Origin of the sequence: Streptomyces sp. NBC_00663 (assembly GCF_036226885.1) — a bacterium.
Taxonomy (GTDB): Bacteria; Actinomycetota; Actinomycetes; order Streptomycetales; family Streptomycetaceae; genus Streptomyces.
In genome coordinates this window covers 5,327,599-5,353,240 of the sequence record NZ_CP109027.1, presented here as the reverse complement: position 1 = coordinate 5,353,240, position 25,642 = coordinate 5,327,599, and the positions used below count along the sequence as shown (strand labels likewise).

24 protein-coding genes and 1 riboswitch are annotated in these 25,642 nt (G+C 71.5%); of the genes, 11 read left to right on the top strand and 13 right to left on the bottom strand.

All coding sequences use genetic code 11. From position 1 onward, the window contains the following. The first annotated feature begins 124 nt into the window (after positions 1-124). The gene (locus tag OG866_RS24390; protein WP_329337784.1) at positions 125-2,782 is read left to right on the top strand and encodes a helicase C-terminal domain-containing protein; all 2,658 of its coding nucleotides are present in this window, start codon (positions 125-127) and stop codon (positions 2,780-2,782) included. An 8-nt stretch (positions 2,783-2,790) separates the two neighbouring features. Here OG866_RS24390 and OG866_RS24385 read toward each other — a convergent pair whose 3' ends face one another. Next, on the bottom strand, positions 2,791-3,330 hold the full coding sequence (locus tag OG866_RS24385) for a hypothetical protein (protein ID WP_329337783.1): 540 nt from the start codon (positions 3,328-3,330) through the stop codon (positions 2,791-2,793). A 148-nt stretch (positions 3,331-3,478) separates the two neighbouring features. Between OG866_RS24385 and OG866_RS24380 the strand changes: the two genes are divergently transcribed. After that, positions 3,479-5,122 carry a DNA repair helicase XPB gene (locus tag OG866_RS24380; RefSeq protein WP_329337781.1) on the top strand — a complete coding sequence of 548 codons (1,644 nt, stop codon included), beginning with the start codon at positions 3,479-3,481 and terminating at the stop codon, positions 5,120-5,122. Positions 5,123-5,184: 62 nt separating this feature from the next. On the opposite strand, the gene OG866_RS24375 is transcribed toward OG866_RS24380, so the two are convergent. After that, on the bottom strand, positions 5,185-5,370 hold the full coding sequence (locus OG866_RS24375) for a hypothetical protein (protein WP_329337780.1): 186 nt from the start codon (positions 5,368-5,370) through the stop codon (positions 5,185-5,187). A gap of 272 nt (positions 5,371-5,642) precedes the next feature. Here OG866_RS24375 and OG866_RS24370 point away from each other — a divergent pair, with 272 nt between their 5' ends. Further along, entirely contained in the window at positions 5,643-7,685 is a 2,043-nt protein-coding gene (locus tag OG866_RS24370) for a HelD family protein (protein ID WP_443063557.1), read from the top strand. Between the two features lie 143 nt (positions 7,686-7,828). Here the strand turns inward: OG866_RS24370 and OG866_RS24365 are convergent, their stop codons facing one another. Both OG866_RS24365 and OG866_RS24360 read right to left on the bottom strand, forming a co-directional pair. Continuing rightward, entirely contained in the window at positions 7,829-8,521 is a 693-nt protein-coding gene (locus tag OG866_RS24365; RefSeq protein ID WP_329337778.1) for a copper homeostasis protein CutC, read from the bottom strand. 111 nt (positions 8,522-8,632) lie between these two features. Further along, entirely contained in the window at positions 8,633-9,301 is a 669-nt protein-coding gene (locus OG866_RS24360; RefSeq protein ID WP_329337776.1) for a maleylpyruvate isomerase family mycothiol-dependent enzyme, read from the bottom strand. 38 nt (positions 9,302-9,339) lie between these two features. On the opposite strand from OG866_RS24360, the gene OG866_RS24355 reads away from it, so the two are divergent. Continuing rightward, positions 9,340-9,978: an HD domain-containing protein gene (locus OG866_RS24355; RefSeq protein WP_329337774.1), complete on the top strand. Its 639-nt coding sequence runs from the start codon at positions 9,340-9,342 to the stop codon at positions 9,976-9,978. A gap of 115 nt (positions 9,979-10,093) precedes the next feature. Beyond that, positions 10,094-11,236 carry a GNAT family N-acetyltransferase gene (locus OG866_RS24350; RefSeq protein ID WP_329337773.1) on the top strand — a complete coding sequence of 381 codons (1,143 nt, stop codon included), beginning with the start codon at positions 10,094-10,096 and terminating at the stop codon, positions 11,234-11,236. Here OG866_RS24350 and OG866_RS24345 read toward each other — a convergent pair. Further along, complete coding sequence (locus OG866_RS24345; protein ID WP_329337771.1) at positions 11,233-11,502, bottom strand: DUF4031 domain-containing protein; 270 nt, start codon at positions 11,500-11,502, stop codon at positions 11,233-11,235. The two genes, OG866_RS24350 and OG866_RS24345, sit on opposite strands and share 4 nt — an antisense overlap. Then, on the bottom strand, positions 11,499-11,894 hold the full coding sequence (locus tag OG866_RS24340; protein WP_329337769.1) for a hypothetical protein: 396 nt from the start codon (positions 11,892-11,894) through the stop codon (positions 11,499-11,501). The genes OG866_RS24345 and OG866_RS24340 overlap by 4 nt, the downstream gene beginning before the upstream one ends. A gap of 55 nt (positions 11,895-11,949) precedes the next feature. Between OG866_RS24340 and OG866_RS24335 the strand changes: the two genes are divergently transcribed. The 5 genes from OG866_RS24335 to OG866_RS24315 all read left to right on the top strand — a co-directional run bounded on the left by OG866_RS24335 (position 11,950) and on the right by OG866_RS24315 (position 16,223). After that, positions 11,950-12,870 (top strand): MurR/RpiR family transcriptional regulator, encoded by a 921-nt coding sequence (locus OG866_RS24335; RefSeq protein WP_329337767.1) that lies wholly within the window; start codon positions 11,950-11,952, stop codon positions 12,868-12,870. A 111-nt stretch (positions 12,871-12,981) separates the two neighbouring features. After that, complete coding sequence (gene murQ, locus OG866_RS24330) at positions 12,982-13,917, top strand: N-acetylmuramic acid 6-phosphate etherase (RefSeq protein WP_329337765.1); 936 nt, start codon at positions 12,982-12,984, stop codon at positions 13,915-13,917. 17 nt (positions 13,918-13,934) lie between these two features. After that, complete coding sequence (locus tag OG866_RS24325; RefSeq protein WP_329337763.1) at positions 13,935-15,284, top strand: PTS transporter subunit EIIC; 1,350 nt, start codon at positions 13,935-13,937, stop codon at positions 15,282-15,284. Continuing rightward, the gene (locus OG866_RS24320; RefSeq protein ID WP_329337761.1) at positions 15,281-15,487 is read left to right on the top strand and encodes a hypothetical protein; all 207 of its coding nucleotides are present in this window, start codon (positions 15,281-15,283) and stop codon (positions 15,485-15,487) included. The genes OG866_RS24325 and OG866_RS24320 overlap by 4 nt, the downstream gene beginning before the upstream one ends. Before the next feature lie 169 nt (positions 15,488-15,656). After that, positions 15,657-16,223, top strand: a complete 567-nt coding sequence (locus tag OG866_RS24315; protein ID WP_329337760.1) for a hypothetical protein — start codon at positions 15,657-15,659, stop codon at positions 16,221-16,223. 57 nt (positions 16,224-16,280) lie between these two features. Here OG866_RS24315 and OG866_RS24310 read toward each other — a convergent pair whose 3' ends face one another. From OG866_RS24310 to thrC, 7 genes are all read right to left on the bottom strand, one after another. Next, positions 16,281-17,762, bottom strand: a complete 1,482-nt coding sequence (locus OG866_RS24310) for an MFS transporter (protein ID WP_329337759.1) — start codon at positions 17,760-17,762, stop codon at positions 16,281-16,283. A gap of 75 nt (positions 17,763-17,837) precedes the next feature. Beyond that, positions 17,838-18,698 carry a metallophosphoesterase family protein gene (locus OG866_RS24305; protein ID WP_329337758.1) on the bottom strand — a complete coding sequence of 287 codons (861 nt, stop codon included), beginning with the start codon at positions 18,696-18,698 and terminating at the stop codon, positions 17,838-17,840. A 28-nt stretch (positions 18,699-18,726) separates the two neighbouring features. After that, entirely contained in the window at positions 18,727-19,845 is a 1,119-nt protein-coding gene (locus OG866_RS24300; protein WP_329337756.1) for an NADH:flavin oxidoreductase, read from the bottom strand. A 208-nt stretch (positions 19,846-20,053) separates the two neighbouring features. Further along, positions 20,054-21,676, bottom strand: a complete 1,623-nt coding sequence (gene groL / locus OG866_RS24295; protein ID WP_329337754.1) for a chaperonin GroEL — start codon at positions 21,674-21,676, stop codon at positions 20,054-20,056. A 337-nt stretch (positions 21,677-22,013) separates the two neighbouring features. Beyond that, a complete protein-coding gene (locus OG866_RS24290; RefSeq protein WP_007493268.1) occupies positions 22,014-22,220 on the bottom strand; it encodes a cold-shock protein in 207 nt (68 codons plus the stop codon). 451 nt (positions 22,221-22,671) lie between these two features. Beyond that, on the bottom strand, positions 22,672-22,947 hold the full coding sequence (locus tag OG866_RS24285) for a MoaD/ThiS family protein (RefSeq protein WP_329337752.1): 276 nt from the start codon (positions 22,945-22,947) through the stop codon (positions 22,672-22,674). A gap of 111 nt (positions 22,948-23,058) precedes the next feature. Next, the gene (gene thrC, locus OG866_RS24280; protein ID WP_329337751.1) at positions 23,059-24,345 is read right to left on the bottom strand and encodes a threonine synthase; all 1,287 of its coding nucleotides are present in this window, start codon (positions 24,343-24,345) and stop codon (positions 23,059-23,061) included. Positions 24,346-24,363: 18 nt separating this feature from the next. Further along, positions 24,364-24,519, bottom strand: a riboswitch (SAM riboswitch). Between the two features lie 150 nt (positions 24,520-24,669). On the opposite strand from thrC, the gene OG866_RS24275 reads away from it, so the two are divergent. Next, positions 24,670-25,614, top strand: coding sequence for a glucosyl-3-phosphoglycerate synthase (locus OG866_RS24275; protein WP_329337750.1), 945 nt, complete (start codon positions 24,670-24,672; stop codon positions 25,612-25,614). Positions 25,615-25,642 lie beyond the last annotated feature (28 nt).

The window sequence follows — 25,642 nt, the reverse complement described above, 5'->3', positions numbered from 1 at the left end:
GCCCCGTGGTGACCGTATCGCGCGCGGGGCGGCCGACGTGGCCGCGTACGGTCGTGCCGCCGGGGCGGGTCGCGAGCCGCTGGGCCGCACCTCACCGTCGTACCCACCCGCTACCGTGGGTCGGATGAGCACCCCGGCCACCCCGCCCCGCTCCCTCGCCGAAGCCCTCCGGGCCAGGGACGACGCCTCCCTGGCCCTGCTGCTGCGGGCCCGCCCCGATCTCATCACCCCCGTCCCCACCGACCTCACCCAGCTCGCCACCCGCGCCGGGACGCGCGCCTCGGTCGTGCGCGCCCTCGAACGCCTGGACCGGTTCGCGCTTCAGACGGCGGAGGCGCTCGCGGTGGCCCAGGACCCGGCGTCGTACGAGGAACTGCTCGGGCTGATGGCCGGGGACGCCGGGGACCCCACCGTCGCCGCCGCGCTGCCCCGGGCGCTGGGCACGCTGCGCGAGCAGGCGCTGGTGTGGGGCGAGGACGAGCGGCTGCGGCTGGTGCGCACCGCGCGGGAACTGCTCGCGCCCTCGCCGCAGCATCCGTCGCCGACGGGGCTCGGGCCGACCGTGCAGGAGGCGTCGGCGGGGATGTCGCCGGGGCGGATCCAGGAGCTCGTGGCGGCGGCCGGGCTGCCGTCCACGCACGACTCCGTGTCGGCCGTGGCCGCCCTGGCCGGGCTGTTCACCGACCGCAAGCGGATGACGAAGCTGCTCGGCGGGCTGCCGGAGGAGTCCCTCGACGTGCTGCGGCGGCTGGTGTGGGGGCCGCCGTACGGGCAGGTCACCGCGGATCCGGCGCCCCGGCTGCGGCGGCTCCTCGACCTCGGGCTGCTGCTGCCGACGTCGCCGGGGACGGTCGTCCTGCCGCGTGAGGTCGCGCTGCATCTGCGGGGCGGGCTCGCGCACCGGGTGACCGAGCCGGTGCCGCCGGTCGTGGAACCGGTGGCGACCTACCGTCCACAGGTTGTGGACGCGACGGCGGCCGGACAGGCGTACACGGCGCTGGCGACAGTCGAGGAGCTGCTGAAGGACTGGGACGAGGGCGGGCCGACGGTGCTGCGGGCCGGCGGGCTGAGCGTGCGGGACCTGAAGCGGACCGCGGTCGCCCTCGACGTGCCCGAGCCCATCGCCGCGTTCTGGGTCGAACTGGCCTACGCCGCCGGGCTGCTGGCCTCCGACGGGGAGGCCGACGAGCGGTACGCGGCGACCCCGGCGTACGACGAGTGGCTGGAACAGCCCGCCGCCGAACGGTGGGCGCGGCTCGCGGAGGCATGGCTGGCGGCGACCCGCACGGCCGGGCTGGTCGGCGGCCGGGACGCGAAGGAACGGGCCCTGTCGGCACTCGGTCCGGGCCTCGACCGCAGCGCCGCGTCGGAGGTACGCCACCGGGTGCTGACGCTGCTGGCGGGGCTCCCGGAGGGGGCGGCACCGGCGGCGGAATCGGTGCTGGCGCGGCTGCGGTGGGAACGGCCGTTGCGGGGGGCGCAGGGGGCTCAAGGGGCGCAGGGGCCGAGCGGGGGCCACGATGTCCCCGGCTCTCCCGGCGTCCCTGGCTCCCCCGGCTCTCCCGGCGGTCCCGGCTCTCCCGGCGACGACCTCCGCTCCCGTCTCGCCCAGTGGGCGCTCAGCGAGGCCGAGATGCTCGGTGTCACCGGGCGCGGGGCGCTGTCGGCGCACGGGCGGGCGTTGCTGGGGGCCGCCGCCCCCGCCAGGGCCGCCGAACACGAGCCGGCCGGCCCCGGCGACAAGCTCCCCGTGCACCACCACCCCGCGCACCATCACCCCGTACCGGCACCCCACCCCGAACCCCTCTCCGCCGCCGAGCAGGCCGTCGCCGCCGCGGCCGCCGGGCGGCTGCTCGCGCCGCTGCTGCCCGAGCCGCTCGACCACGTGCTGCTCCAGGCCGACCTGACGGCGGTGGCGCCCGGGCCGCTGCGACGGCCGCTCGCGGACACGCTGGGGGTGCTGGCGGACGTGGAGTCGAAGGGTGGCGCGACCGTGTACCGGTTCACGCCGGGCTCGGTGCGGCGGGCGCTGGACGCCGGGCGGTCCGCCTCCGACCTGCACGCCTTCCTCGCCGCGCACTCCCGTACGCCGGTGCCGCAGCCGCTGGCCTATCTGATCGACGACGTGGCCCGTAGGCACGGGCATCTGCGGGTCGGCGCGGCCTCCGCGTACGTGCGGTGCGACGACGACGCCGTGCTCAACGAGATCCTCGCCGACAAGCGGGCGGCGGGGCTGGGCCTGCGCCGCCTGGCCCCGACCGTGCTGGCCTCGCAGGCCGACCCGGCCGCCCTCCTGGACGGGCTGCGCTCGATGGGCTTCGCGCCCGCCGCCGAGTCCGCCGAGGGCGATGTCCTCATCGCCCGCGCGCACGCCCACCGCACCCCGCCGCGCACGGCACCCGAGCCGGTCCCGGACGGCCCGCCGGTGCCGGACACCACGCTGCTGGCGGCGGCGATCCGCGCGATCCGCGCCGGTGACCTGGCTTCCACGACCCCGCGCAAGGAGACACCCTCGGCGAGCCCGACGGGCGGCCTCCCCCGCACCAGCTCCGCCGAGACCCTCGCCACCATGCAGGCAGCCGTCCTCACCGGCGAGGCCCTGTGGATCGGATACGTCAACGCCGAGGGCGCCGCCAGCCAGCGCGTCATCGCCCCGGTCCGGGTCGAGGGCGGCTTCGTCACCGCGTACGACCACACGGCGGACGAGGTAAGGACGTATCCACTGCACCGGATCACCGGGGTGGCGGAGCTGGCCGACGAACAAGGCCGGCCGGGCCCCTGAGGCAGGACCTAGCAGTCACTCACCGGGGCGTCCGCGGCCAGGCCGAAGTGGGTGCGGGCGGCGGCCTCCAGGGGCGTGGCCGAGAGGGTGTCGTCGAGTTCGGCGCGGGTGAAGTGACCGAAGTGGGCGTGGGTCCACTCCGCGTACTCCGCCCCGTCGGGCGGCTCCTCCTGGGACACGATCCGGTAGCCGCCGGACGCCTCCCGCTCCAGGCGCAGCACCTGCGGGACATGGGCGCCGGAGCACTCGACGAGGGCGTGTGCCTGGACGCCGTACTCCATGCAGAGCGTGTCGACGCCCGCCCGGACGACCCCGTCGCGCTCGTCGAGCTCCAGCGCCTCCGCGTGGCAGAACCAGCGGGCGTCGAGCTCCGGGACGGTCTCGCCGTACCCGGTGCCGTGCGACTCGGCCTCCAGATGTGCCTCTATCGCGGGCCGTATCTCGTGCCACAGGTCGGGGTCGACGCCCTGCGGCCACATCACCCACGCCCCGGTGGCCACCAGTACCGCCGTGGCCCCGATTCCGAACCCCCACCTGCCCACCGACATCACCGCGTGCTCCTCACTCCGCCGGTCCCCGCCCGACTAGACAGACAAGGCCGGTCAGGGGTTGCACAGGACGGTGGTCTTCTGAGAACCCCCTTCCCGCCGCATACGGCACACTGGAGGTTTGGCCCGTGCGGAAGGAAGTGCGTACGTGAACGGACCGCTGATCGTCCAGTCGGACAAAACTCTGCTCCTGGAAGTCGACCACGAGCAGGCCGACGAGTGCCGTCGGTCCATCGCGCCGTTCGCGGAGCTGGAGCGGGCACCGGAGCACATCCACACCTACCGGGTGACACCGCTGGGCCTGTGGAACGCCCGCGCGGCCGGGCATGACGCCGAGCAGGTCGTCGACGCGCTCGTGCAGTACAGCCGGTATCCGGTGCCGCACGCGCTGCTCGTGGACGTCGCCGAGACCATGGACCGGTACGGACGGCTGACGCTCTCCAAGCACCCGACGCACGGGCTGGTGCTGACGACCACCGACCGGCCGGTGCTGGAGGAGATCCTGCGGTCGAAGAAGGTCGCGCCGCTGGTCGGGGCCCGGATCGACCCGGACACCGTCGCCGTGCACCCCTCCGAGCGCGGACAGATCAAGCAGACGCTGCTGAAGCTGGGCTGGCCGGCCGAGGACCTCGCCGGGTACGTGGACGGCGAGGCGCATCCGATCGAGCTGGCCGAGGACGGCTGGGCGCTGCGCCCGTACCAGAAGCAGGCCGTGGAGAACTTCTGGCACGGTGGCTCCGGGGTCGTGGTGCTGCCCTGTGGTGCCGGGAAGACCCTGGTCGGGGCCGGATCCATGGCGCAGGCCAAGTCGACCACCCTCATCCTCGTCACCAACACCGTCTCCGCCCGGCAGTGGAAGCACGAGCTGGTGAAGCGGACCTCGCTGACCGAGGAGGAGATCGGCGAGTACAGCGGGACGCGGAAGGAGATCCGGCCCGTCACCATCGCCACCTACCAGGTGCTGACGACCAGGCGTAAGGGTGTCTATCCGCACCTGGAGCTGTTCGACTCGCGGGACTGGGGGCTGATCGTCTACGACGAGGTGCATCTGCTGCCCGCCCCCGTGTTCAAGTTCACCGCCGACCTCCAGGCCCGGCGGCGGCTGGGGCTGACCGCGACCCTCGTCCGGGAGGACGGGCGGGAGTCGGACGTCTTCTCGCTCATCGGCCCCAAGCGGTTCGACGCGCCCTGGAAGGAGATCGAGGCACAGGGCTACATCGCGCCCGCCGACTGTGTCGAGGTCCGGGTCAACCTGACCGACTCCGAGCGGCTCGCGTACGCCACGGCCGAGCAGGAGGAGAAGTACCGCTTCTGTGCCACGACCGCGACGAAGCGGAAGGTGACCGAGGCGATCGTGCGGCGCTTCGCCGGGCAGCAGATCCTGGTCATCGGGCAGTACATCGACCAGCTCGACGAGCTCGGGGAGCACCTCGGGGCGCCGGTCATCAAGGGTGAGACACCCAACGCGCAGCGCGAGAAGCTCTTCGACGCCTTCCGGGAGGGCGAGATCAGCGTCCTCGTCGTCTCGAAGGTGGCGAACTTCTCCATCGACCTGCCGGAGGCCACGGTCGCCATCCAGGTGTCGGGCACCTTCGGGTCCCGGCAGGAGGAGGCGCAGCGGCTGGGGCGGGTGCTGCGGCCCAAGGCGGACGGGCACCAGGCCCACTTCTACTCCGTGGTCGCCCGCGACACGATCGACCAGGACTTCGCCGCGCACCGGCAGCGGTTCCTGGCGGAGCAGGGGTACGCCTACCGGATCATGGACGCCGATGAACTGCTGGCGGAGGACTGAGGTCGGCTGGGGGCTGAGGACGGCTGGGGGCTGAGGGTTGGGGGCGGCTGGGAGCTGGGGGCCTAGCGCTTGCGGCGGACGCCGGCCTCCTCGCCGTACTCGCCGAGGATGACCACCTCGAAGGCGGCGCCGGTGAAGACGCGTATCGCCCGGAGGAGGTCGCCGAGGCGGTGGGTGGGGTGGGTGTCGGTGAGGGGGGTCGCTCCTGACGGGCGACCGGGGGCTGGGGTGATGGTCGCTGCACTCATGTCTCCATGGTGGCTTTCGAGGCATAAAGAGCGCATCGGCCCAAGGTCCCGACTTGCCGTGATACCTGAGTACGGGGTGCGCGGCCCCGTCCCCTAGGGGCCCCGCGGAAATCGATCAGGGGCCCGGCCCGCGAAAACCATTGGCGGCCCCTCACTCACCTCACCTACAATCTCCGCTCTTGCCCGCCTCCCCCGCGGAGTGCCGCCGACCGGACGGAAACCGGTCGGCATGTCGCAGCACCTCAGCCCGCAGCACCTTCGGAGGCACCCCCTTGTCCACGCCCGCCGACGACCCCCTCGGCCGCGAGCGCGGCCATCTCGCCGCGTCCCGCGCCGCCCTGCGCGCCATGCGGGAGGACGCCGAGTCCCTCGACATCAAGGACGTCACCGCGAACTGGGTCAACGCCCAGATCCTGGAACGCCAGATCAACGAGCGCATCAAGGCGCTGGCCGACCTCAGCGACACCCCCCTGTTCTTCGGCCGCCTCGACTATCTGCACGCCCCAGGCGCCGAGCAGGCGGAGGGCGCCGACGGGGAGCGCTTCTACATCGGGCGGCGCCACGTCCACGACCACGACGGCGACCCGATGGTCATCGACTGGCGTGCGCCGGTGTCGCAGCCGTTCTACCGGGCGTCCAAGAAGGACCCGATGGACGTCGGCCTGCGCCGCCGCTTCGGGTACACGCGCGGCGACATCACGGCGTACGAGGACGAGCACCTCTCCGACCCGGCCGAGGCGGCCACCACCAGCAAGCTCCTCCAGCAGGAGATCGAGCGTCCGCGTGTCGGGCCGATGCGGGACATCGTCGCCACCATCCAGCCCGAGCAGGACGAGATCGTGCGGTCGGGTCTGGGCGGGACCGTGTGTGTGCAGGGAGGGCCGGGGACCGGGAAGACCGCCGTGGGTCTGCACCGGGTCGCGTATCTGCTGTACGCCCATCGCGACCGGCTCGCCCGCACCGGCACCCTCGTCATCGGGCCGAACCGGTCCTTCCTGCACTACATCGAGCAGGTGCTGCCGGCGCTGGGCGAGTTGAGCGTGCAGCAGGCCACGGTCGACGACCTGGTGGCGAAGGGCATCGAGGTGCGGGGGACGGACGAGGCGAGCGCCGCGGTCATCAAGGGCGACGCCCGGATGGCACAGGTCGTCCGGCGGGCCGTCTACTCGCATGTCGTGCTGCCGACCGAGCCGGTCGTGGTGGTGCGCGGATCGCGCCGGTGGCGGGTTCCGGCGTACGAACTCGAGGAGATCGTCCGCGAGTTGCTCGACCGCGACATCCGCTACGGCGCCGCCCGTGCCGCCCTTCCGCAGCGCATCGCGCACGCCGTGCTGGTGCAGATGGAGCGCGCGGGCGAGGCGCCGGACGACCGGGTGCAGGACGCGGTGGCCCGCAACACGGCGGTGAAGGCGGCCGTGAAGGAGATCTGGCCGCCCGTCGATCCGGCGAAGCTGGTGCTGCGACTGCTGACGGACGCGGACTTCCTCGCCGCCCACGCGGACGGGATCCTCGACGAGGACGAGCAGAAGACGATCCTCTGGGCGAAGCCCGTGCGGTCGGTGAAGTCCGCCAAGTGGTCCGCTTCCGATGCCGTGTTGATCGACGAGGCGACGGACGTGGTCGAGCGCACGCACTCGCTCGGGCATGTGGTGCTGGACGAGGCGCAGGACCTCTCCCCCATGCAGTACCGGGCGGTCGGCCGCCGCTGCACCACCGGCTCGGCGACCGTCCTCGGCGACCTCGCGCAGGGCACCACGCCCTGGGCGACGAGAAGTTGGGACGAGGCGCTCGCCCACCTCGGCAAGTCCGACGGGGTGATCGAGGAGCTGACGGCCGGTTTCCGCGTCCCGACGGACGTCATCACCTACGCCTCCCGGCTGCTCCCGCACATCGCGCCGGGCCTCACCCCGGTCGCGTCGGTCCGTGAGAACCCCGGCTTCTTCGATCTGCGCGAGACCACCGACACGGCCGATGTCATCGCCGCGTGCGAGGAGTTGCTGCGCAACGAGGGTTCGACGGGGCTGATCGCGGCGGACGCCCGCGTCCCGGCACTGTCGGAGGCCCTCGACGCGGCCGGCATCGGCTGTCTCGCCCCCGGCGAGGAGACGACCGAGGAGACCCGGCTGACCCTCGTCCCCGCCTCGCTCGCGAAGGGCCTGGAGTACGACTACGTGGTCCTCGACGAGCCCCAGGCGGTCGTCGACGGCGAGCCGGACGAGCGGACGGGCCTGCGCCGCCTGTACGTCTCCCTCACCCGAGCGGTGTCGGGCCTGATCGTCACCCACGCGGCTCCGCTGCCACAGCAACTCGCCTAGTCAGGCAGGGATTTCAGCAGGGGGGTTTCCCTCAACAGCAGCGCCATCTATCTGGGCATGGCGGCGGCGGGGGTGTGCGTCGCCGGGTGCGGGTGAGTCGTGGCTTGTCGCGCAGTTCCCCGCGCCCCAAAGACGGCATCGACTCATCCGGCGTTCAATACGCGGCGCCACTCCTCCACCGCCTTTGCCGACACCGGGTGGCTCCAGCCCTTCGGCCTTGCCGCTCCGCCGATGTGGAAGGCGTCGATCCGCGCCGCCAGCAGTTGGGGCACGTGGGTCAGTTCCAGGCCGCCGCCCACCAGGATCCGCTGCTCGTACCCCGGCTCCCCTGCCCTCGCCGCCTCGGTGAGCAGCGTGGGGAGCCCGTCCTCCACACCCGTCGCGGCGCCCGCCGTGAGGTAGGTGTCCAGCCCCGGCAGGTCCGCCAGCTGTTTGCGCAAGGCGTCCCGGTCGGCGGTGTGATCGAGGGCGCGGTGGAAGGTCCAGGGGGAGCCGTCCAGTTCGGCCACCACCCGCTCCACCGCTGCCAGATCCACGCCGCCCTCCGCGTCGAGGAAGCCGAGCACGAACTGGTCCGCGCCGGCCGCGCGCAGCTCACCGGCGGTGCGGACCAGCCGGTCCACATCGCCCGCCGCGAAGCCGTCCGTGAGGCGGAGCATCACGCGCAGGTCGATGTCGACGGCGGCCCGGATCGCGGTGAAGGTCGCCACGGACGGGGTCAGACCGTCGGCCGCCATGTCGGTCACCAGCTCCAGCCGGTCCGCGCCTCCGGCCTGCGCCGCGATCGCGTCCTCGGCGTCGAGGGCGATGACCTCGAGGACTGCACGCTTGCTCATGGGACCCCGTTCGTAGGCGTAGGCGACAGACAGGACAGGACGGCACTAGAGGTCTAGTCCAATCCCAGGGTACGCCCGCAGCCGCCGCGCCTGCGACAAGATCGCCGTCGGTCACCAGAAGATGTTCAGCTCCGCCGCCTCCGCCCCCGCCAGCTCGAACGTCCGCCCCGCCACCGGGCGCCCCGAGCAGAGCCGTACGAGCGTGGCGGCGTCCCCGATGTAGCGGGCCGGCGTCCGCTCGCCCGACACCGCGCCCAGCGTGAGCGGCTCGTCGACGTCGTCCAGGTCGGCGTGGAGCGGCAGGCAGCCCTTCTCGCGGGTGATGCGGGCCAGCAGGGTGAGCGCGTGCGGCAGGCCGGGGCCCGCGTACGCGCCCGGTTCCCCGAGCGCGTCCCGTACGTCCCCGCCGTGCACCCACTCACCCAGCGCGGCCAGGTCCAGCGCCCCACCCGCCTTGGCGATCACCGGCCCGGCCTCGGTCATCCCGCGCTCCAGCTCGTCCACGACCTGCGCGTTGGTCCACTCGGCGCGCTCGGCGATGTCCCGGTCGTTCGCCTCCGGCGAGAAGACCCCCTTCTCGTAACGGCTCTCCACCACCCGCGTCAGCGCGGACGAACAGTGCGCCACCACGTCCCGGACCGTCCAGCGGGGACATCCGGCCGTCAGAGTTGCGAAATCGGCGTCCGGGCGGGACCGGAGCAGCGGGATCAGCGCGTCGCGCTCGGTGGCGAGGAGGAGGCCGGGCAGCTCGGGATCGCGTACGTCATCAGTCGTCGTCATGCCCCCACACGCTAGGGGCCCCGCGCGACAATCGGTACATGGTCGATCTCGATGCCCTCCGTGTCCGTTTCTCCCACGCGCTGGCAGGGGTCCGCGGCGAGGGCCCCGATCCCGCCCCCTACGCCGATGACCTCCTCGCCCGCTGGCAGGAGCCGCAGCGGCGGTATCACACGCTCGCTCACCTCACCGCGGTCCTCGACCATGTCGACGTACTGGAGAAGTACGCGGACGACCCGGACGTCGTACGGCTGGCGGCCTGGTTCCATGACGCCGTGTATCTGCCCGAGCGGTCGGAGAACGAGGAGCGGTCGGCGCGGATCGCCGAGCGGGCCCTTGCCGAGGCCGGGGTGCCGGAGGGCAGGACCGCGGAGGTCGCGCGGCTCGTGCGGCTCACCGTCACCCACGACCCCGCCGACGACGACCGCGACGGGCAGGTGCTGTGCGACGCCGATCTCGCGATCCTGGCCGCGCCGCCCTCCGCCTACGCCGCCTACACGGCCGCCGTGCGGGAGGAATACCACTTCGTGCCCAACGAGGCCTTCAGGGAAGGACGTTCGGCGATCCTGCGACAGCTCCTCGAGCTGCCCCGGCTGTACCGCACACCTCACGGGGCCGCCGAGTGGGAGGCGACCGCGCGCTACAACCTCGCCGGTGAGCTGGAAATGTTGTCGCCCTGAGCGCACCGGCCGGGGCCTGTCCGGCGGATCAGGTCGCAGGAAAGCCACGGTGCTTCATATGGTGCGGGTGACCCCGCGTCTGCGGCATCCGCCGGGCAGGCCCTAGCCTGCCCTCATGGGAAACAGGGGTGCGGAACGGGTGGAAGAGGCCGTCGCGGGGGCCGTGGCGGTGCTGCGGGGCGCGGTCGAGCGGGACTGGGACGGGGTGCGGGCCGGGCGGTGCGAGTGGAGCTGCCGGGAGACCGCCCAGCACATCGCGCAGGATCTGATCGTGTACGCGGGGCGGCTGGCCGGGCGGGTGCAGGACACCTACCGGCCCTTCGACATCGTGGTCGACGACCGCACGGACAACGCGCGCGTTCTTCAACTCATCGAGGGCGGCGGCGTGTTGCTCGCCGCGACGGTCCGGGTGACGCCGCCCAGGACCCGCGCCTACCATCCGCGGCCCTACTACTCCGCGAACCCCGAGGGCTTCGCCGCGCTCGCCGTCGGGGAGGTGCTGCTGCACACCCACGACATCGCCGAAGGCCTCGGCCTGGTCTACGAACCCCCGGCCGAGCTCGCCGAGTTCGTGCTCACCCGCATGTTCCCGCACATCCAGCCAGGACCCGAGCACTGGCCCACCCTGCTGTGGGCCACCGGCCGCGGCGAGCTGTCCGGCCGTACCCCGGTCACCGAGTGGGACTGGTACAACAACCTCGTCCTCCCCACCGACCGGCTCACCCTGGAGGGCCTGACCCCCGCGGCCGCCGCCGACCTGCGCCTGGGCGGCGACGGCGGCTACGAGTGGGTCGCCGACGGCCCCTACGACGGCACCCGCGAAGCCGCCGGGATGCTGGTCAAGGCGTACGAGGCGGGCGTGCACCGCCCGGAGTGGGGCGTCTTCGTCCTCGTACGACGGGAGGACGGCCGGGCCGTCGGCGGCATGGGATTCCATGGCGTCCCGGACGAGGACGGCCGCGCGGAGGTCGGCTACGACCTCGCGGAGTCGGCCCGCGGCCAGGGCTACGCCACGGAGGCGCTGCGCGCGCTGAGCGAGTGGGCGCTGGCCCGGGACGGCGTACGGCTGCTCATGGCGACGATCGAGGAGACGAACCTCGCCTCGCAGGCCGTGGTCACCCGCGCCGGGTACGTCCGGGCGACCGTCGAGGAGCAGCGGGAGGTGCACACGCACGACCAGCACGCGCCGCACGAGCGGGACGAGCAGGACGCCGAGCTTCGGCTGTACCTGCGCAGGCGGGACCAGGGCCTGTCCTAGCCGATCCGGCGGCCCTTCGGCCTCCGCAGCCCCGACTCCGTCAGCAGCCGCACCACCTCGCGGCTGCTGACCTCCACCGCTCCGGCCGCGACCACGTCCGCGTAGCGGTGCGAGGGGATGTCGTAGTGGTCGCGTTCGAAGGCCCGGCGCGGGACGCCCAGGCCGTCGGCGAACGCGTGGAGTTCGTCGTACGACACGTCGCTCACCAGGTGGGACCACATCCGGCCGTGCCCCGGCCAGGCGGGCGGGTCTATGTAGACGGTCACGCGGAGGGGGTCCCGCCGGTCGCCGGGCCCAGTGAGCCCACCGAGGCCACCTTCACCCCCGCCTTGTGGCACACCCAGTGCGGATCGGGCCCCAGCTCCGGCTCGACCTCCAGGGCGTGCGGATCACCGGCCTCGCACACCGGGCACAGCGGCCAGCGGCCGTACCGCTCCAGAAGCGCGTCCTGTACGTCCTGCGCGACCAGCCCGGCCACGAACTCCGCGCCGGCCGGCCACTGCTCCACCCACCAGCGCCGCTGCACCACGGACTCCTCGACGAGCGAGACGACGTCCGCGTCGGCGACCTCTCCCGCGACCAGATCGGCGAGCACGAGGGCGCGTGCCGCGTGCAACGCCTGCTCCAAGGGGCTTACGGGGAGGCCGGAGGGATCCATGCACCCATTGTGCGTACTCTTGACCCCGACACCGAGCCGAAAATATCTTTCACTTGTGACGCAGGACGTGAAGGAAATTTTCGGCAGCGCCTCGGGCGCACCGCCCGCCCCCGCCGCCCTCGCCGCGAAGGTGCGCACCCTCAGCCCTTCCATGACGCGCTCCATGCAACGGGTCGCCGAGGCCGTCGCCGGTGACCCGGCGGGCTGCGCGGCCCTGACGGTCACCGGCCTCGCGGAGCTGACGGGCACGAGCGAGGCGACGGTCGTGCGCACCGCCCGCATCCTCGGCTACCCCGGCTACCGTGACCTGCGCCTCGCCCTCGCGGGCCTCGCCGCCCAGCAGCAGTCGGGGCGGGCGCCGGCGATCACGACGGACATCGCGGTGGACGACCCCATCGCCGACGTCGTCGCGAAACTGGCGTACGACGAGCAGCAGACGCTGGCCGACACGGCCGCCGGTCTGGACACCGTGCAGCTGGCCGCGGCCGTCGCCGCCGCCGCGACCGCGCGTCGTATCGACGTGTACGGCGTCGGGGCGTCCGGGCTGGTCGCCCAGGACCTCACGCAGAAGCTGCTGCGGATCGGGCTGATAGCCCACGCGCACAGCGATCCGCACCTCGCCGTCACCAACGCGGTGCAGCTGAGGGCGGGGGACGTCGCCATCGCGATCACCCACTCCGGGGCGACGGGGGATGTCATCGAGCCACTGCGGGTCGCGTTCGAACGCGGGGCGACGACGGTTGCCATCACCGGGCGGCCGGACAGTTCGGTGACGCAGTACGCGGACCATGTGCTGACGACGTCGACGTCCCGGGAGAGCGAGCTGCGGCCGGCGGCGATGTCTTCTCGGACCAGTCAGCTGTTGGTCGTGGACTGTCTGTTCGTGGGGGTGGCGCAGAGGACTTACGAGACCGCGGCGCCTGCGCTTGCTTCGTCGTACGAGGCGTTGGCACACCGGCATCGCGGGAGATCGTGATCGTAGGGGTGGGTGTTGCGTTGGCGGCTGCGGGTTTGTGGTGGCTGGTCGCGCAGTTCCCCGCGCCCCTGAGGTAGGACTCCACACCGTTACTTGAAAGAGCCGCCCCCCATGACCTCCACCTCCAATCACCGTGATCTGCGCGCCGAGTTGGAAGCGCTCACCACCGAGGCCTTCCGCCCCGACCTGGCCGACATCGATCAGCTGCCCACCCTCGACATCGCCCGTCTCATGAACGGTGAGGACGTCACCGTGCCCGCCGCCGTGGCGCAACGCCTGCCCGAGATCGGTGCCGCCATCGACGCCGTCGCCGCCCGGATGGCCCAGGGCGGCCGGCTGGTCTACGCCGGTGCCGGTACCGCGGGGCGCCTGGGTGTCCTGGACGCCTCCGAGTGTCCGCCGACCTTCAACACCGACCCCGCGCAGGTCGTCGGTCTGATCGCGGGCGGACGGGAGGCCATGGTCACCTCGGTCGAGGGCGCCGAGGACTCCAAGGAGCTGGCGCGAGCCGACCTGGACGCGCTGAAGCTGACGCCGCTGGACACGGTGGTCGGCGTCTCCGCCTCCGGCCGTACCCCGTATGCCATCGGTGCCGTCGAACACGCCCGCGCACAGGGCGCGTTGACGATCGGGCTGTCCTGCAACGCGCGCAGCGCGCTGGCCGCCGCCGCGGAGCACGGCATCGAGGTCGTCGTGGGCCCTGAGCTGGTCACCGGGTCCACCCGGCTGAAGGCGGGCACCGCGCAGAAGCTGGTCCTGAACATGCTGTCGACGATCACGATGATCCGGCTGGGCAAGACGTACGGGAACCTCATGGTCGACGTGCGCGCCTCGAACGAGAAGCTCCGGGCGCGCTCCCGCCGTATCGTCGCCCTCGCCACGGGCGCGGCGGACGAGGAGATCGAGCGGGCCCTGGCGGAGACGGACGGTGAGGTGAAGAACGCCATCCTGGTCATCCTCGCCGGGGTCGACGGACCGGCGGCCACCCGCCTTCTGGAGGAGTCCGGCGGGCATCTGCGTGCCGCGCTGGCGGCGGCGGGCGGCTGAGCAGCACGCTCGGGGGCGTGCCCCATTCCGATGAACTCGCCGCCGCCCTGCTCCCCCTCGTGGGCGGCCCCTCGAACGTCACGTCCGTCGCCCACTGCATGACCCGACTGCGGCTGGACCTGGCCGACCGCTCGCTGGTGGACGGGGAGGCGGTGCGGGCGCTGCCGGGGGTGCTGGGGGTGGTGGAGGACGACACGTACCAGGTGGTGCTGGGGCCGGGGGCCGTGGCGCGGGTGACGGCGGACTTCGAGGCGCTGCTGGTACGGCGGGAACCCTCGTCGGTGAGGACGGTCCTGCGCCGGGTGGCGAACGTCTTCCTGCCGCTCATCCCCGCGCTGATCGGCTGCGGCATCCTCGCGGGCGTCAACGGGCTGCTGGTGAACGCCGGTTGGCTGCCCTCGCTCACCCCCGCCCTGGCCGCGATCGCGTCCGCCTTCATGTCCCTCATCGCGGTCTTCGTCGGGTACAACACCGCGAAGGAGTTCGGCGGCACACCCATCCTGGGCGCGGCGGTCGCGGCCGTCGTCGTCTACCCGGGGGTGGCGAAGGTGACGGCCTTCGGCGTGACGCTGGCCCCGGGGCAGGGCGGAGTGCTGGGCGCGCTGGCGGCGGCGCTGCTGGGGACGTACGTCGAGAAGTGGTGCCGGGGGCGGGTGCCGGCGGCGCTGGACGTCCTGGTGACGCCGACGGTCACCGTCCTCGTCTCCGGCCTCGCGACCCTGTACGTCCTCATGTACGCCGCCGGTACGGTCTCGTCGGCGATCGGCACCGCGGCGAACTGGCTGCTGTCGACGACGGGTGTCTTCGCGGGCGCGGTCCTCGGCGGCCTCTTCCTCCCCCTGGTGATGCTGGGCCTCCACCAGGCCCTGATCCCCCTCCACGCCACCCTCATCGAGCAACAGGGCTCCACCCCGCTCCTGCCTCTGCTGGCCATGGCGGGTGCGGGGCAGGTGGGGGCGGCGGTCGCGGTGTATGTGCGGCTGCGGCACGACACCGGCCTGCGTACGACGATCAAGTCGGCGCTTCCGGCAGGGTTGTTGGGCGTGGGCGAGCCGCTGATCTACGGGGTGTCCCTGCCCTTGGGGCGCCCTTTCCTCACGGCCTGCGTGGGCGGGGCGGCGGGCGGCGCCTTCGTCGGGCTGTTCGCGATGCTCGGGCAGGGAGTGGGGGCGACGGCCATCGGGCCGTCGGGATGGGCGCTGTTCCCGCTGCTCGCGGGCGGCGCGGGGTGGCCGGTCCTCGCCGGGATCTACGGGGGCGGGCTGCTGACGGCCTATGCGGTCGGGTTCGGGGCGACGTACGTGTTCGGGCTCAAGGACGCGGCCCGATGTGACCCAGGTGGCCGTCCGGTCGTTTCCCGATCATGAAGAAGATGCTCATGGCCGCCGCGCTGGCCACCTCCGCCGTCGCCCTCGCCGCCCCCGCGCACGCCGATCACGACCCTGCCTCCGGAGCCTCCGGGAACCACTGGGGGTCGGCCGCCCCGGTGATGTGCACCGCGGAGCACACCGTCGCGCCCGTGCTCGGCGACCTCGCCTCCGCACCGACACACGCCTGCCCCCAGGGCTGACCCCCGTTGACCGATGCCCCGGCCGCCGCCGGGGCATCGGCGGTTTCTCACCTGGGCCGGTGACCCGCCGCGATCCACCGGACGAGTACGACGTGTCGACGTCGTCCCCGAGGTCGGTGAGCCGGGCGGAGCGTCTCACCGCCTCATCCGGATGTGTACGGTTTCACCCATGAACCACGCCCAGCTCACCGCCCTGGGCCGAGCCCTGCGTCTTCTCGGCGAGCACGGCGAGGCCCTCTCCTCCGACACCCCCGACGCCAAGCTCCACGAGGTCAAGGCCGACCTCAAGCGCGCCCTGGAGCTGCTGGACGAGAGCGTCACCACCGCCGCGCCGAGCACCCGGTGCGCCGAGCATCCCAACGGCCCGGTCGACGAGAACGCCCCCGACCTGTGCCTGCTGTGCGAGACCCGGCGCCGGGCCGCCCGCCGCGCCTCCATCAACGGCCCCGCCCAGACCGGCCCCGCGGCCACCGCGCCCTCCCGCTACGGCGTCCGCGACGACCGGCCCCAGCCGCAGCAGCGCTGGCTGCCCGAGCTGTGGACCGGCCAGGAGTGGCAGCTGTGCGGCACCCCGCGCCGCGACCGCCGCGAGGCCGAGCTCTATCTCGCGGCGGCGCGCAGGGGGCCGCGCGCGGCGATGGCGTACCGGCTGGTCCACGAGTTCACCGACTACGAGGTGCTGCGGGTGTGGGGCACACCGGTGAAGGTCGACATCGAGCCACTGGGGAACCTCTAGGCAGCACGGAAGAGGCCCGCCGCGGATGAGCGACGGGCCCCGACTGCCGTACGGCGCCTACGGCTTGGCGGCGACCTCGGCCGGCTCCACCGGCCCCTCCGCCACCGGCACCGCGTCCCCCGCCACCCGCTGGCGCGGGATGAAGGACGCCACCGCGAAGGCGAGCAGGGCCGCCCCGGCGCCGACCGCGAGGACCGCCTTGAAGCCGCTCTCGGAGGGCAGCGCGTAGCCGCCGAAGTCCGTGGTCAGCTGGGCCAGGATGACGCCCGCGATGGCGCTGGCCGACGAGGTGCCGATGGACCGCATCAGGGTGTTGAGGCTGTTCGCCGCGGCCGTCTCCGACGCGGGCACCGCGCCCATGATGAGCGCGGGCATCGAGCCGTAGGTGAAGCCGATGCCGGCGCCGATGACACAGGAGACGAGGACGAAGTGCCAGACCTCGCTCATCAGGACGATGTTCAGGCCGTACCCGGCGGCCACGATCAGGGCGCCGATCATCAGCGTGACCTTCGGGCCGCGGGCCTTGGAGACGGCGGCGGAGATCGGCGCCGTGGCCATCATGACCAGGCCGGAGGGGGCCATGACCAGACCGGCGGCGAGCATGGACTTGCCGAGGCCGTAGCCGGTCTGGGCGGGGAGCTGGAGAAGCTGCGGGATCACCAGGCTCATCGCGAACATGGCGAAGCCGACGGCGATCGAGGCGAGGTTGGTGACCAGCACCTGACGGCGGGCGGTGGTGCGCAGGTCCACCAGCGGCTGGCTGGTGCGCAGTTCGAAGAAGCCCCAGGCCACCAGGATCACGACGGCCGCGACGAACAGCCCGACGGTCGTGCCGCTGCCCCAGCCCCAGTCGGCGCCCTTGGAGATGGCCAGCAGCAGACAGATGAGCCCGGCCGCCATGCCCACGGCACCGACGAGGTCGAACCGGCCGCCGGTGCGCACCCGGGACTCGGGCACGAAGACGGTGACCAGGCCGATGGCCACGGCGCCCAGCACGGCCGAGGTCCAGAACAGCACGTGCCAGCTGAAGTTGTCGGCGATGAGCGCGGCGGCGGGCAGTCCGAGGGCGCCGCCGATGCCGAGGGAGGCGCTCATCAGGGCGGTGGCGGAGGCCAGCCGCTCGGCGGGCAGTTCGTCGCGCATGATGCTGATGCCGAGCGGGATGACACCGGAGGCGAGGCCCTGGAGGGCGCGGCCGATGATCATCGGCACGAGGGAGTCGGCCAGGGCGCAGACGACCGAGCCGATGATCAGCATGACGCCGCTGATCAGCAGCATGCGGCGCTTGCCGAACATGTCACCGAGGCGGCCGACGACCGGGGTGGCCACGGCGGCGGCGAGCAGGGTGGCGGTGACGGCCCAGGCGGTGTCGGAGGCCGGCGCGTCCAGGAGTTTGGGCAGCTCCGGGACGATCGGGATCACCAGGGTCTGCATCAGCGAGACCACGATTCCGGCGAAGGCCAGCACCGCCACCACGGCGTTCGACCGCGGCGGTGCGGAACCTCCCGCCGGGGCGGGAGGGGCGAGGGCGTCGGACATGGGTGGGCCTCCATCGGCTAGTACTTGACCGAGGCAACCTTAAGTCAGTTGCTTGACTTACCCAAGTGGCGCAGGTCATGCCCGTGCGACGAGATCCCTTACCCGTTCCTCCCCCAGTTCGTAGACGGTCTCGTGCGCGTGGGGGTCACGCGCGTGGAGGGTGTGGAAGACCGGCCCGGAGGAACCGCCGAGCACGACGAGCGAGGCCGAGGCCCCGCGCACGGCACGCTCGGTTCCCGGCGCCGCCGTCAGGTCGATGCGGCTGACCACGCCGGGCGTCACCCACACCGGCACCGACTCCAGCAGCCCGAAGAGCTGGAGATGGAAGTGCCCGGTGAGCACGGCCCGGACGTCGCTGCCGCGCAGCACGGCGGCGAGGTCGGCGGGGTTGCGCAGCCCGAAGACCTGCTGGAGGGGGTTGTCGAGGGCGATGGGCGGATGATGGAACGCGAGGACGGTGCCGTGCTCGGCCGGGGTGCTCACCACCTCGCGCAGCCAGGCGAGCTGCCCGGCGGAGAGGTGCCCGTGCACCTTCCCGGGCACCAGCGAGTCGAGCGTGACGAACCGCCACCCGCCGACGGTGCTCACCGCGGCCCGCTCCGCCGCCGCCGACTCCAGAACGGCCTCGGGCTCCGCGTGCCCACTGCCGAGCACCTTGCCGAAGGCCTCGCGCTCGTCGTGGTTCCCGGTCGTATAGAACACCGGCACCCCGCCCAGCACGTCCCGCGCGAACCCGCCCACCAGCGCGTGTACGGCCGTGTACGCCTCCGGGGACCCGTCATCGGCGAGGTCGCCGGTGACGACGACGGCGTCGATGCCCCGCAGATACCGGAGTTCGTGCAGCAGGAGCCGCAGGGAGTCATGCGCGTTGACACCGTGCCGGTTGACGGCGTCAACGCGCTCCAGGTGCGTGTCCGAGAGCTGGAGAATCCTCATCTCCCGGACACTACACAGGAGTTGGGGCTCAGCTCAGCGACTGAAGCGCCGCCGCGTCGTACGGCTTGAGCTCCTCGAAGCGGTCCGCGAGGACCTTCGCCGCCCACTCCGGGTCCTGGAGCAGCGCGCGCCCGACGGCCACGAGGTCGAACTCGTCGCGCTCCAGGCGGTCGAGGAGATCGTCGAGCCCCTTGAGCGGGGATCCCTCGCCCACGAAGGCGTTGAGGAAGTCGCCGTCGAGGCCGACGGAGCCGACGGTGATGACGGGCTTGCCGGTGAGCTTCTTGGTCCAGCCGGCCAGGTTGAGGTCGGCGCCGTCGAACTCGGGGAGCCAGTAGCGGCGCGTGGAGGCGTGGAAGGCGTCGACACCGGCGGCGGCGAGCGGGCTCAGGATGGCCTCCAGCTCCTCCGGGGTCTCCGCGAGCCGGGCGTCGTAGGCCTCCTGCTTCCACTGCGAGTAGCGGAAGATGACCGGGAAGTCGGCGGAGACGGTCTCGCGGACGGCGGCGACGATCTCGGCGGCGAACCTGGTACGGGCGACCGCGTCACCGCCGTAGCCGTCCGTACGGCGGTTCGTGCCGGCCCACAGGAACTGGTCGACCAGGTAACCGTGCGCGCCGTGGATCTCCACGCCGTCCATGCCGATGCGCTCCGCGGCGGCCGCGGCCTCGGCGAAGGCGCCGATGACATCGTCGATGTCGCGCTGGGTCATCGTCGTACCGGTGGACTCGGTCGCGCCGACGCGGATGCCGGAGGGACCGACCGCGGGGGCCTCGGGGAAGGGGTTCTGCCCCTCCTTGCGGACCATGCCGATGTGCCACAGCTGCGGGACGATCGTGCCGCCCGCCGCGTGCACGTCCTCGGCGACCTTCTTCCAGCCCGCGAGCTGCTCCTCGCCGTGGAAGCGCGGGACACGGCCGCTGTACCCGGCCGAGTCATGGCCGACGAACGTCCCCTCGGTGACGACCAGACCCACACCGGCCGCCGCGCGCCGCGCGTAGTACGACGCCACGTCCGCGCCCGGGATGCCGCCCGGGGAGAACATCCGGGTCATCGGCGCCATCACGATGCGGTTCGGGACGGTCAGGCCGTTGATCGTGATCGGCCGGGAGAGGATCTCGGCGGCGCGGGAGGGGGAGGCGGTCACGCGGGGCTCCTAGCGGTGGTACGAGCGGTGGGTACCGTCGGGTATGTGCATACGCATGGACAGTACGCAGTAGGCAACCGCTCAGTACATCCCTCCATTTCCACTGCCCCTGTGATCCCGCCCACCTCCGGGGAACGCCCGAGGGCGGCACCCCCTGTCGGAACAGGGAGTGCCGCCCTCGGCAAGGACTGGACCGATCCGCGAGGGATCAGAAGTCCATGTCACCGCCCGGCATACCGCCACCGGCGGGCGCGGCGGCCTTCTCCGGCTTGTCGGCGATGACGGCCTCGGTGGTGAGGAAGAGCGCGGCGATGGACGCGGCGTTCTGAAGAGCGGAGCGCGTGACCTTCGCCGGGTCGATGATGCCCTCGGCGATCATGTCGACGTAGTCGCCCGTGGCCGCGTTGAGACCCCAACCGACGGTCAGGTTGCGGACCTTCTCGACCACGACGCCGCCCTCGAGACCACCGTTGACGGCGATCTGCTTGAGCGGAGCCTCCAGGGCGAGCTTCACGGCGTTGGCGCCGGTCGCCTCGTCACCCGTCAGCTCGAGCTTCTCGAACACCGCGGAAGCCTGGAGCAGGGCCACGCCACCACCGGCGACGATGCCCTCCTCGACGGCCGCCTTGGCGTTGCGCACGGCGTCCTCGATGCGGTGCTTGCGCTCCTTGAGCTCGACCTCGGTCGCGGCACCGGCCTTGATGACGGCGACGCCACCGGCGAGCTTGGCCAGGCGCTCCTGGAGCTTCTCGCGGTCGTAGTCCGAGTCGCTGTTCTCGATCTCGGCGCGGATCTGGTTGACCCGGCCGGCGACCTGGTCGGCGGAGCCGGCACCGTCGACGATGGTGGTCTCGTCCTTGGTGATGACGACCTTGCGGGCGCGGCCCAGGAGGTCCAGGGTCGCGTTCTCCAGCTTGAGGCCGACCTCCTCGGAGATGACCTCGCCGCCCGTGAGGATGGCGATGTCGCCGAGCATGGCCTTGCGGCGGTCACCGAAGCCCGGGGCCTTGACGGCGACGGACTTGAAGGTGCCGCGGATCTTGTTGACGACCAGGGTCGACAGGGCCTCGCCCTCGACGTCCTCGGCGATGATCAGCAGCGGCTTGCCCGACTGCATGACCTTCTCCAGGAGCGGGAGCAGGTCCTTGACGGAGCCGATCTTGGAGTTGGCGATCAGGATGTACGGGTCGTCCAGGGACGCCTCCATACGCTCCATGTCGGTGGCGAAGTAGGCGGAGATGTAGCCCTTGTCGAAGCGCATACCCTCCGTCAGCTCCAGCTCCAGACCGAAGGTCTGGGACTCCTCGACGGTGATGACGCCTTCCTTGCCGACCTTGTCCATCGCCTCGGCGATGAGCTCGCCGATCTGGGTGTCGGCGGCGGAGATGGAGGCCGTAGAAGCGATCTGCTCCTTGGTCTCGACATCCTTCGCCTGCTCAAGGAGAGCACCGGAGACGGCCTCGACGGCCTTCTCGATACCGCGCTTGAGGGCCATCGGGTTGGCACCGGCGGCCACGTTGCGCAGACCCTCGCGCACCAGGGCCTGGGCCAGGACGGTCGCGGTCGTCGTGCCGTCACCGGCTACGTCGTCGGTCTTCTTCGCGACTTCCTTGACCAGCTCGGCGCCGATCTTCTCGTACGGGTCCTCGAGCTCGATCTCCTTGGCGATGGACACACCATCGTTGGTGATCGTGGGGGCGCCCCACTTCTTCTCGAGGACGACGTTGCGACCCTTGGGGCCGAGCGTCACCTTGACGGCGTCCGCGAGCTGGTTCATGCCGCGCTCGAGGCCGCGCCGCGCCTCCTCGTCGAACGCGATGATCTTGGCCATGTGAAGTGGTCCCTCCAGGACTGGGGGTGATTCCTTCGGACCGCGCCCGCGCCCGCGACGGACGGCTCGCACACCTCGTGGTTCCTTGCCCCACCTGGCCTGCGGGCCTCACCGACCCGGTCCTTCTTTGTCACTCTCACCTTCAGAGTGCTAACGCCAATAATTAGCACTCGGCATGGTCGAGTGCAAGCGCCGCTCAGGGACCGGCCAGGCGCCGCAAGGGCTCCGCGCAGGCCACAGGGGGTCCCGGGCACGCCGAAGGGCCCGCACCCATGACTCCCCATGAGGTGCGGGCCCTTCAAAGAAGAACGTCGCTGCTAATCAGTCGGCGCGTGCTTCAGCCGGTCGCCAGCCGGACCATGTCCGCCTGCGGCCCCTTCTGGCCCTGCGAGATCTCGAAATCGACCCGCTGGCCCTCTTCCAGGGTGCGGTACCCGTCCATCTGGATCGCGCTGTAGTGGACGAAAACATCCGCACCACCGTCGACCGCGATGAAGCCGTACCCCTTCTCCGCGTTGAACCACTTGACGGTGCCCTGAGCCATGCCTAACTCCCCTATTACTGGCCCTTGCACAGATCCACACTTCGCGGATCCGGGTCAGACCTCACCCCCCACGGATTGGGGGCGTGCGCCGGAACGCGTCGACCGCGGCTGAATGTATCTGTCCAACTGCCGTCTGCAACAGGTCAATCGGACGAGAATTCTGGACGTGCGGGGTCCGGAATGTAGTGAGAATTCGCCCGAATTCGGGGCAAGTCGGGCCTCATAAAAGGCACAAGACGCGCAAAAGAACCGCACACTTTGGCTGCTTCTCGTCGCAAGTGGAGCAGGAACTCATATGCGTGTGGCATGGGGGCGCAGCAGCTTCCCCAACTGTACCGCGCTCAACCATAGAGAATTGCCCCCTCCGTTTCTCTCACGGAGGGGGCAATTCGTTGAACTCTCGGTAATCGGCCTTACCGACGGTAATGATCGGTCATTCGGTCAGCTTGACTCAGCCGCCGGCGACGGCCGGGATGATCGAGACGCCGGCACCGTCCGGGGTGGCGGTCTCCAGGCCCTGCTCGAAGCGGACGTCGTCGTCGTTGACGTACACGTTGACGAACCGGCGCAGCTTGCCCTGGTCGTCGAGCACGCGGGCGGCGATACCCGTGTGGTTCTTCTCCAGGTCGGCGATGACGTCGGCGAGGGTCGAGCCCTCGGCGGCGACCTCGGCCTGCCCGCCGGTGTAGGTGCGCAGGATGGTGGGGATGCGGACGGTGACGCTCATTTTCAAGACCTCCGGTCAGGTAGTCGCCCTCAGGGGCGCGGGGCTGTATTGACTTGCGGCTACCGCCGCCTGGGCGCGACCAGCCCCCACCGGCCCGCAGACGAACAACGACTAAGCGAGACCAGCCTCGCGGAACGAATCAAGGTTGGGGCGAATCGTCGCGGTCAGCCCCGTCCCGGCCACCGCATCCAGCGTCTTGAGCCCATCGCCGGTGTTCAGCACCACCGTCGTCAACGTCGGATCCAGCAGCCCGTTCTCGATCAGCTTGCGGGTCACGCCGACCGTCACGCCACCGGCCGTCTCCGCGAAGATGCCCTCCGTGCGGGCCAGCAGCTTGATCGCGTCGACGATCTGCTCGTCGTTCACGTCCTCCACCGCACCGCCGGTGCGACGCGCGATGTCGAGGACGTAGGGGCCGTCGGCCGGGTTGCCGATGGCGAGGGACTTGGCGATGGTGTTCGGCTTCTGGGGACGAACGACGTCGTGGCCCGCCTTGTAGGCGACCGACACCGGCGAGCACCCCTCCGCCTGCGCACCGAAGATCTTGTACGGCTTGTCCTCGACGAGGCCGAGCTTGATCAGCTCCTGGAGCCCCTTGTCGATCTTCGTCAGCTGGGAGCCGGAGGCGATCGGCACGACCAGCTGGTCCGGCAGCCGCCAGCCGAGCTGCTCGCAGATCTCGTACGCGAGGGTCTTGGAGCCCTCGGCGTAGTACGGCCGCAGGTTGACGTTGACGAAGCCCCAGCCCTCACCGGCCGGATCGCCGATCAGCTCGGAGCAGAAGCGGTTCACGTCGTCGTAGTTGCCCTCGATGCCGACGAGCTCACCGCCGTAGACCGCGGCCATGACGACCTTGCCCTGCTCCAGGTCGTGCGGGATGAACACGCAGGAGCGGAAGCCGGCGCGGGCGGCGGCGGCGCCGACGGCACCCGCGAGGTTGCCGGTGGAGGAGCAGGAGAGGGTGGTGAAGCCGAAGACCCGGGCGGCCTCGATGGCCTGGGCGACGACGCGGTCCTTGAAGGAGTGCGTCGGGTTGCCGGAGTCGTCCTTCACGAACAGCTTGCCGGCCTCGACACCCAGCTCACGGGCCAGGTTGTCGGCCTGGACGAGCTTGGTCCAGCCGGGGTTGATGTTGGGCTTGTCGGCCACGTCCGCGGGGACGGGCAGCAGCGGCGCGTAGCGCCAGATGTTCGCGGGTCCCGCCTCGATCCGCTTGCGGAGCTCCTCGGCGTCGTAGGCGGAGAAGTCGTACGCGATCTCGAGCGGGCCGAAACACTCCTCGCAGGCGAAGACCGGGCCGAGAGGCACCCGGTGACCGCATTCGCGGCAGCTGAGCGCCGCGGCGGGGCCGAGGTCGACGGTGGTTCCGGTGGTGTTTGCGACAGTCTGCGCAGCCATGAGAGGCGAGGCCCTTTCTCCTCATCTTCCTCACGACGCATCTCGCCGTGAGACGGATTTGGCACCTTCCCGAGTCGGGAGCCTCGCGGAGCGATCAACAATGATCTACGAGTACCGACTGGAGGGTTGCCGGGGCTTCATCGGGCCGTATCCCTCTGCCCCTCTGGATGAGCGGTATGAAGTTGTGAACGTCGGACCATCCAGGACATGTGATGGTCATCCGCGTTGTTCAAGACTGTAACCGACGAGGTGGACAGTTGAGATAGACGTCCGAACCGCGAGATGGATCACAAGTAGTGGATCACAAGTAGAGGAGTCGCCTACGTGCTGGAAGAAGTCGAGCGCTGGCTGACCACCCGCTCCTGGTCCGTGACCGACCGGCCGCTCCACCAGATACTGGCCGCCAAGCAGCGCACGGGCCAGTCGGTCAGTGTGGTGCTGCCCGCGCTGAACGAGGAGGAGACGGTCGGCGACATCGTCGCGATCATCCGTCACGACCTCATGCAGCAGGTCCCGCTGGTCGACGAGATAGTCGTCGTCGACTCGGGGTCGAGCGACCGTACGGCGGAAGTGGCGGCCGCGGCCGGGGCCACGGTGGTGCACCGCGACGCGATCCTGCCCCGCCTGCCCGCCGTCCCCGGCAAGGGCGAGGTGCTGTGGCGCTCGCTGCTGGTGACCAGCGGCGACATCGTCTGTTTCATCGACGCCGACCTGAAGGAGTTCTCCTCCGACTTCGTCGCCGGGATCGTCGGCCCGCTGCTCACCGAACCCGGGGTCGACCTGGTCAAGGCCATGTACGACCGTCCGCTCGGCGGCGCCGCGGGCCAGGGCGGCCGGGTGACCGAGCTGATGGCCCGCCCGCTGCTGAACATGCACTGGCCGCAGCTGGCCGGTTTCGTCCAGCCGCTGGGCGGTGAGTACGCGGCCCGCCGCTCTCTGCTGGAGCAGCTGCCGTTCCCGGTCGGCTACGGCATCGAGCTCGGCATGCTCGTCGACGCCCTGCACCTCGTCGGCCTCGACGCGCTCGCCCAGGTCGACGTCGGTGTCCGCAAACACCGTCACCAGGACGGGCAGGCCCTCGGCCGGATGTCCGCCGCGATCTACCGCACCGCCCAGCTCCGGCTGGCCCGCGGCCACCTCGTCCGCCCCTCCCTCACCCAGTTCGAACGCGGCGAGACCGGCTTCGAGCCCCGCACCTACTCCGTGGACACGGAGGAACGCCCGCCGATGGCGGAGATCGCGGAGTACGCGACCCGCAAGGTGGCCTGAGCCTTGCGGTCGGGCGGGCCGCATCGGA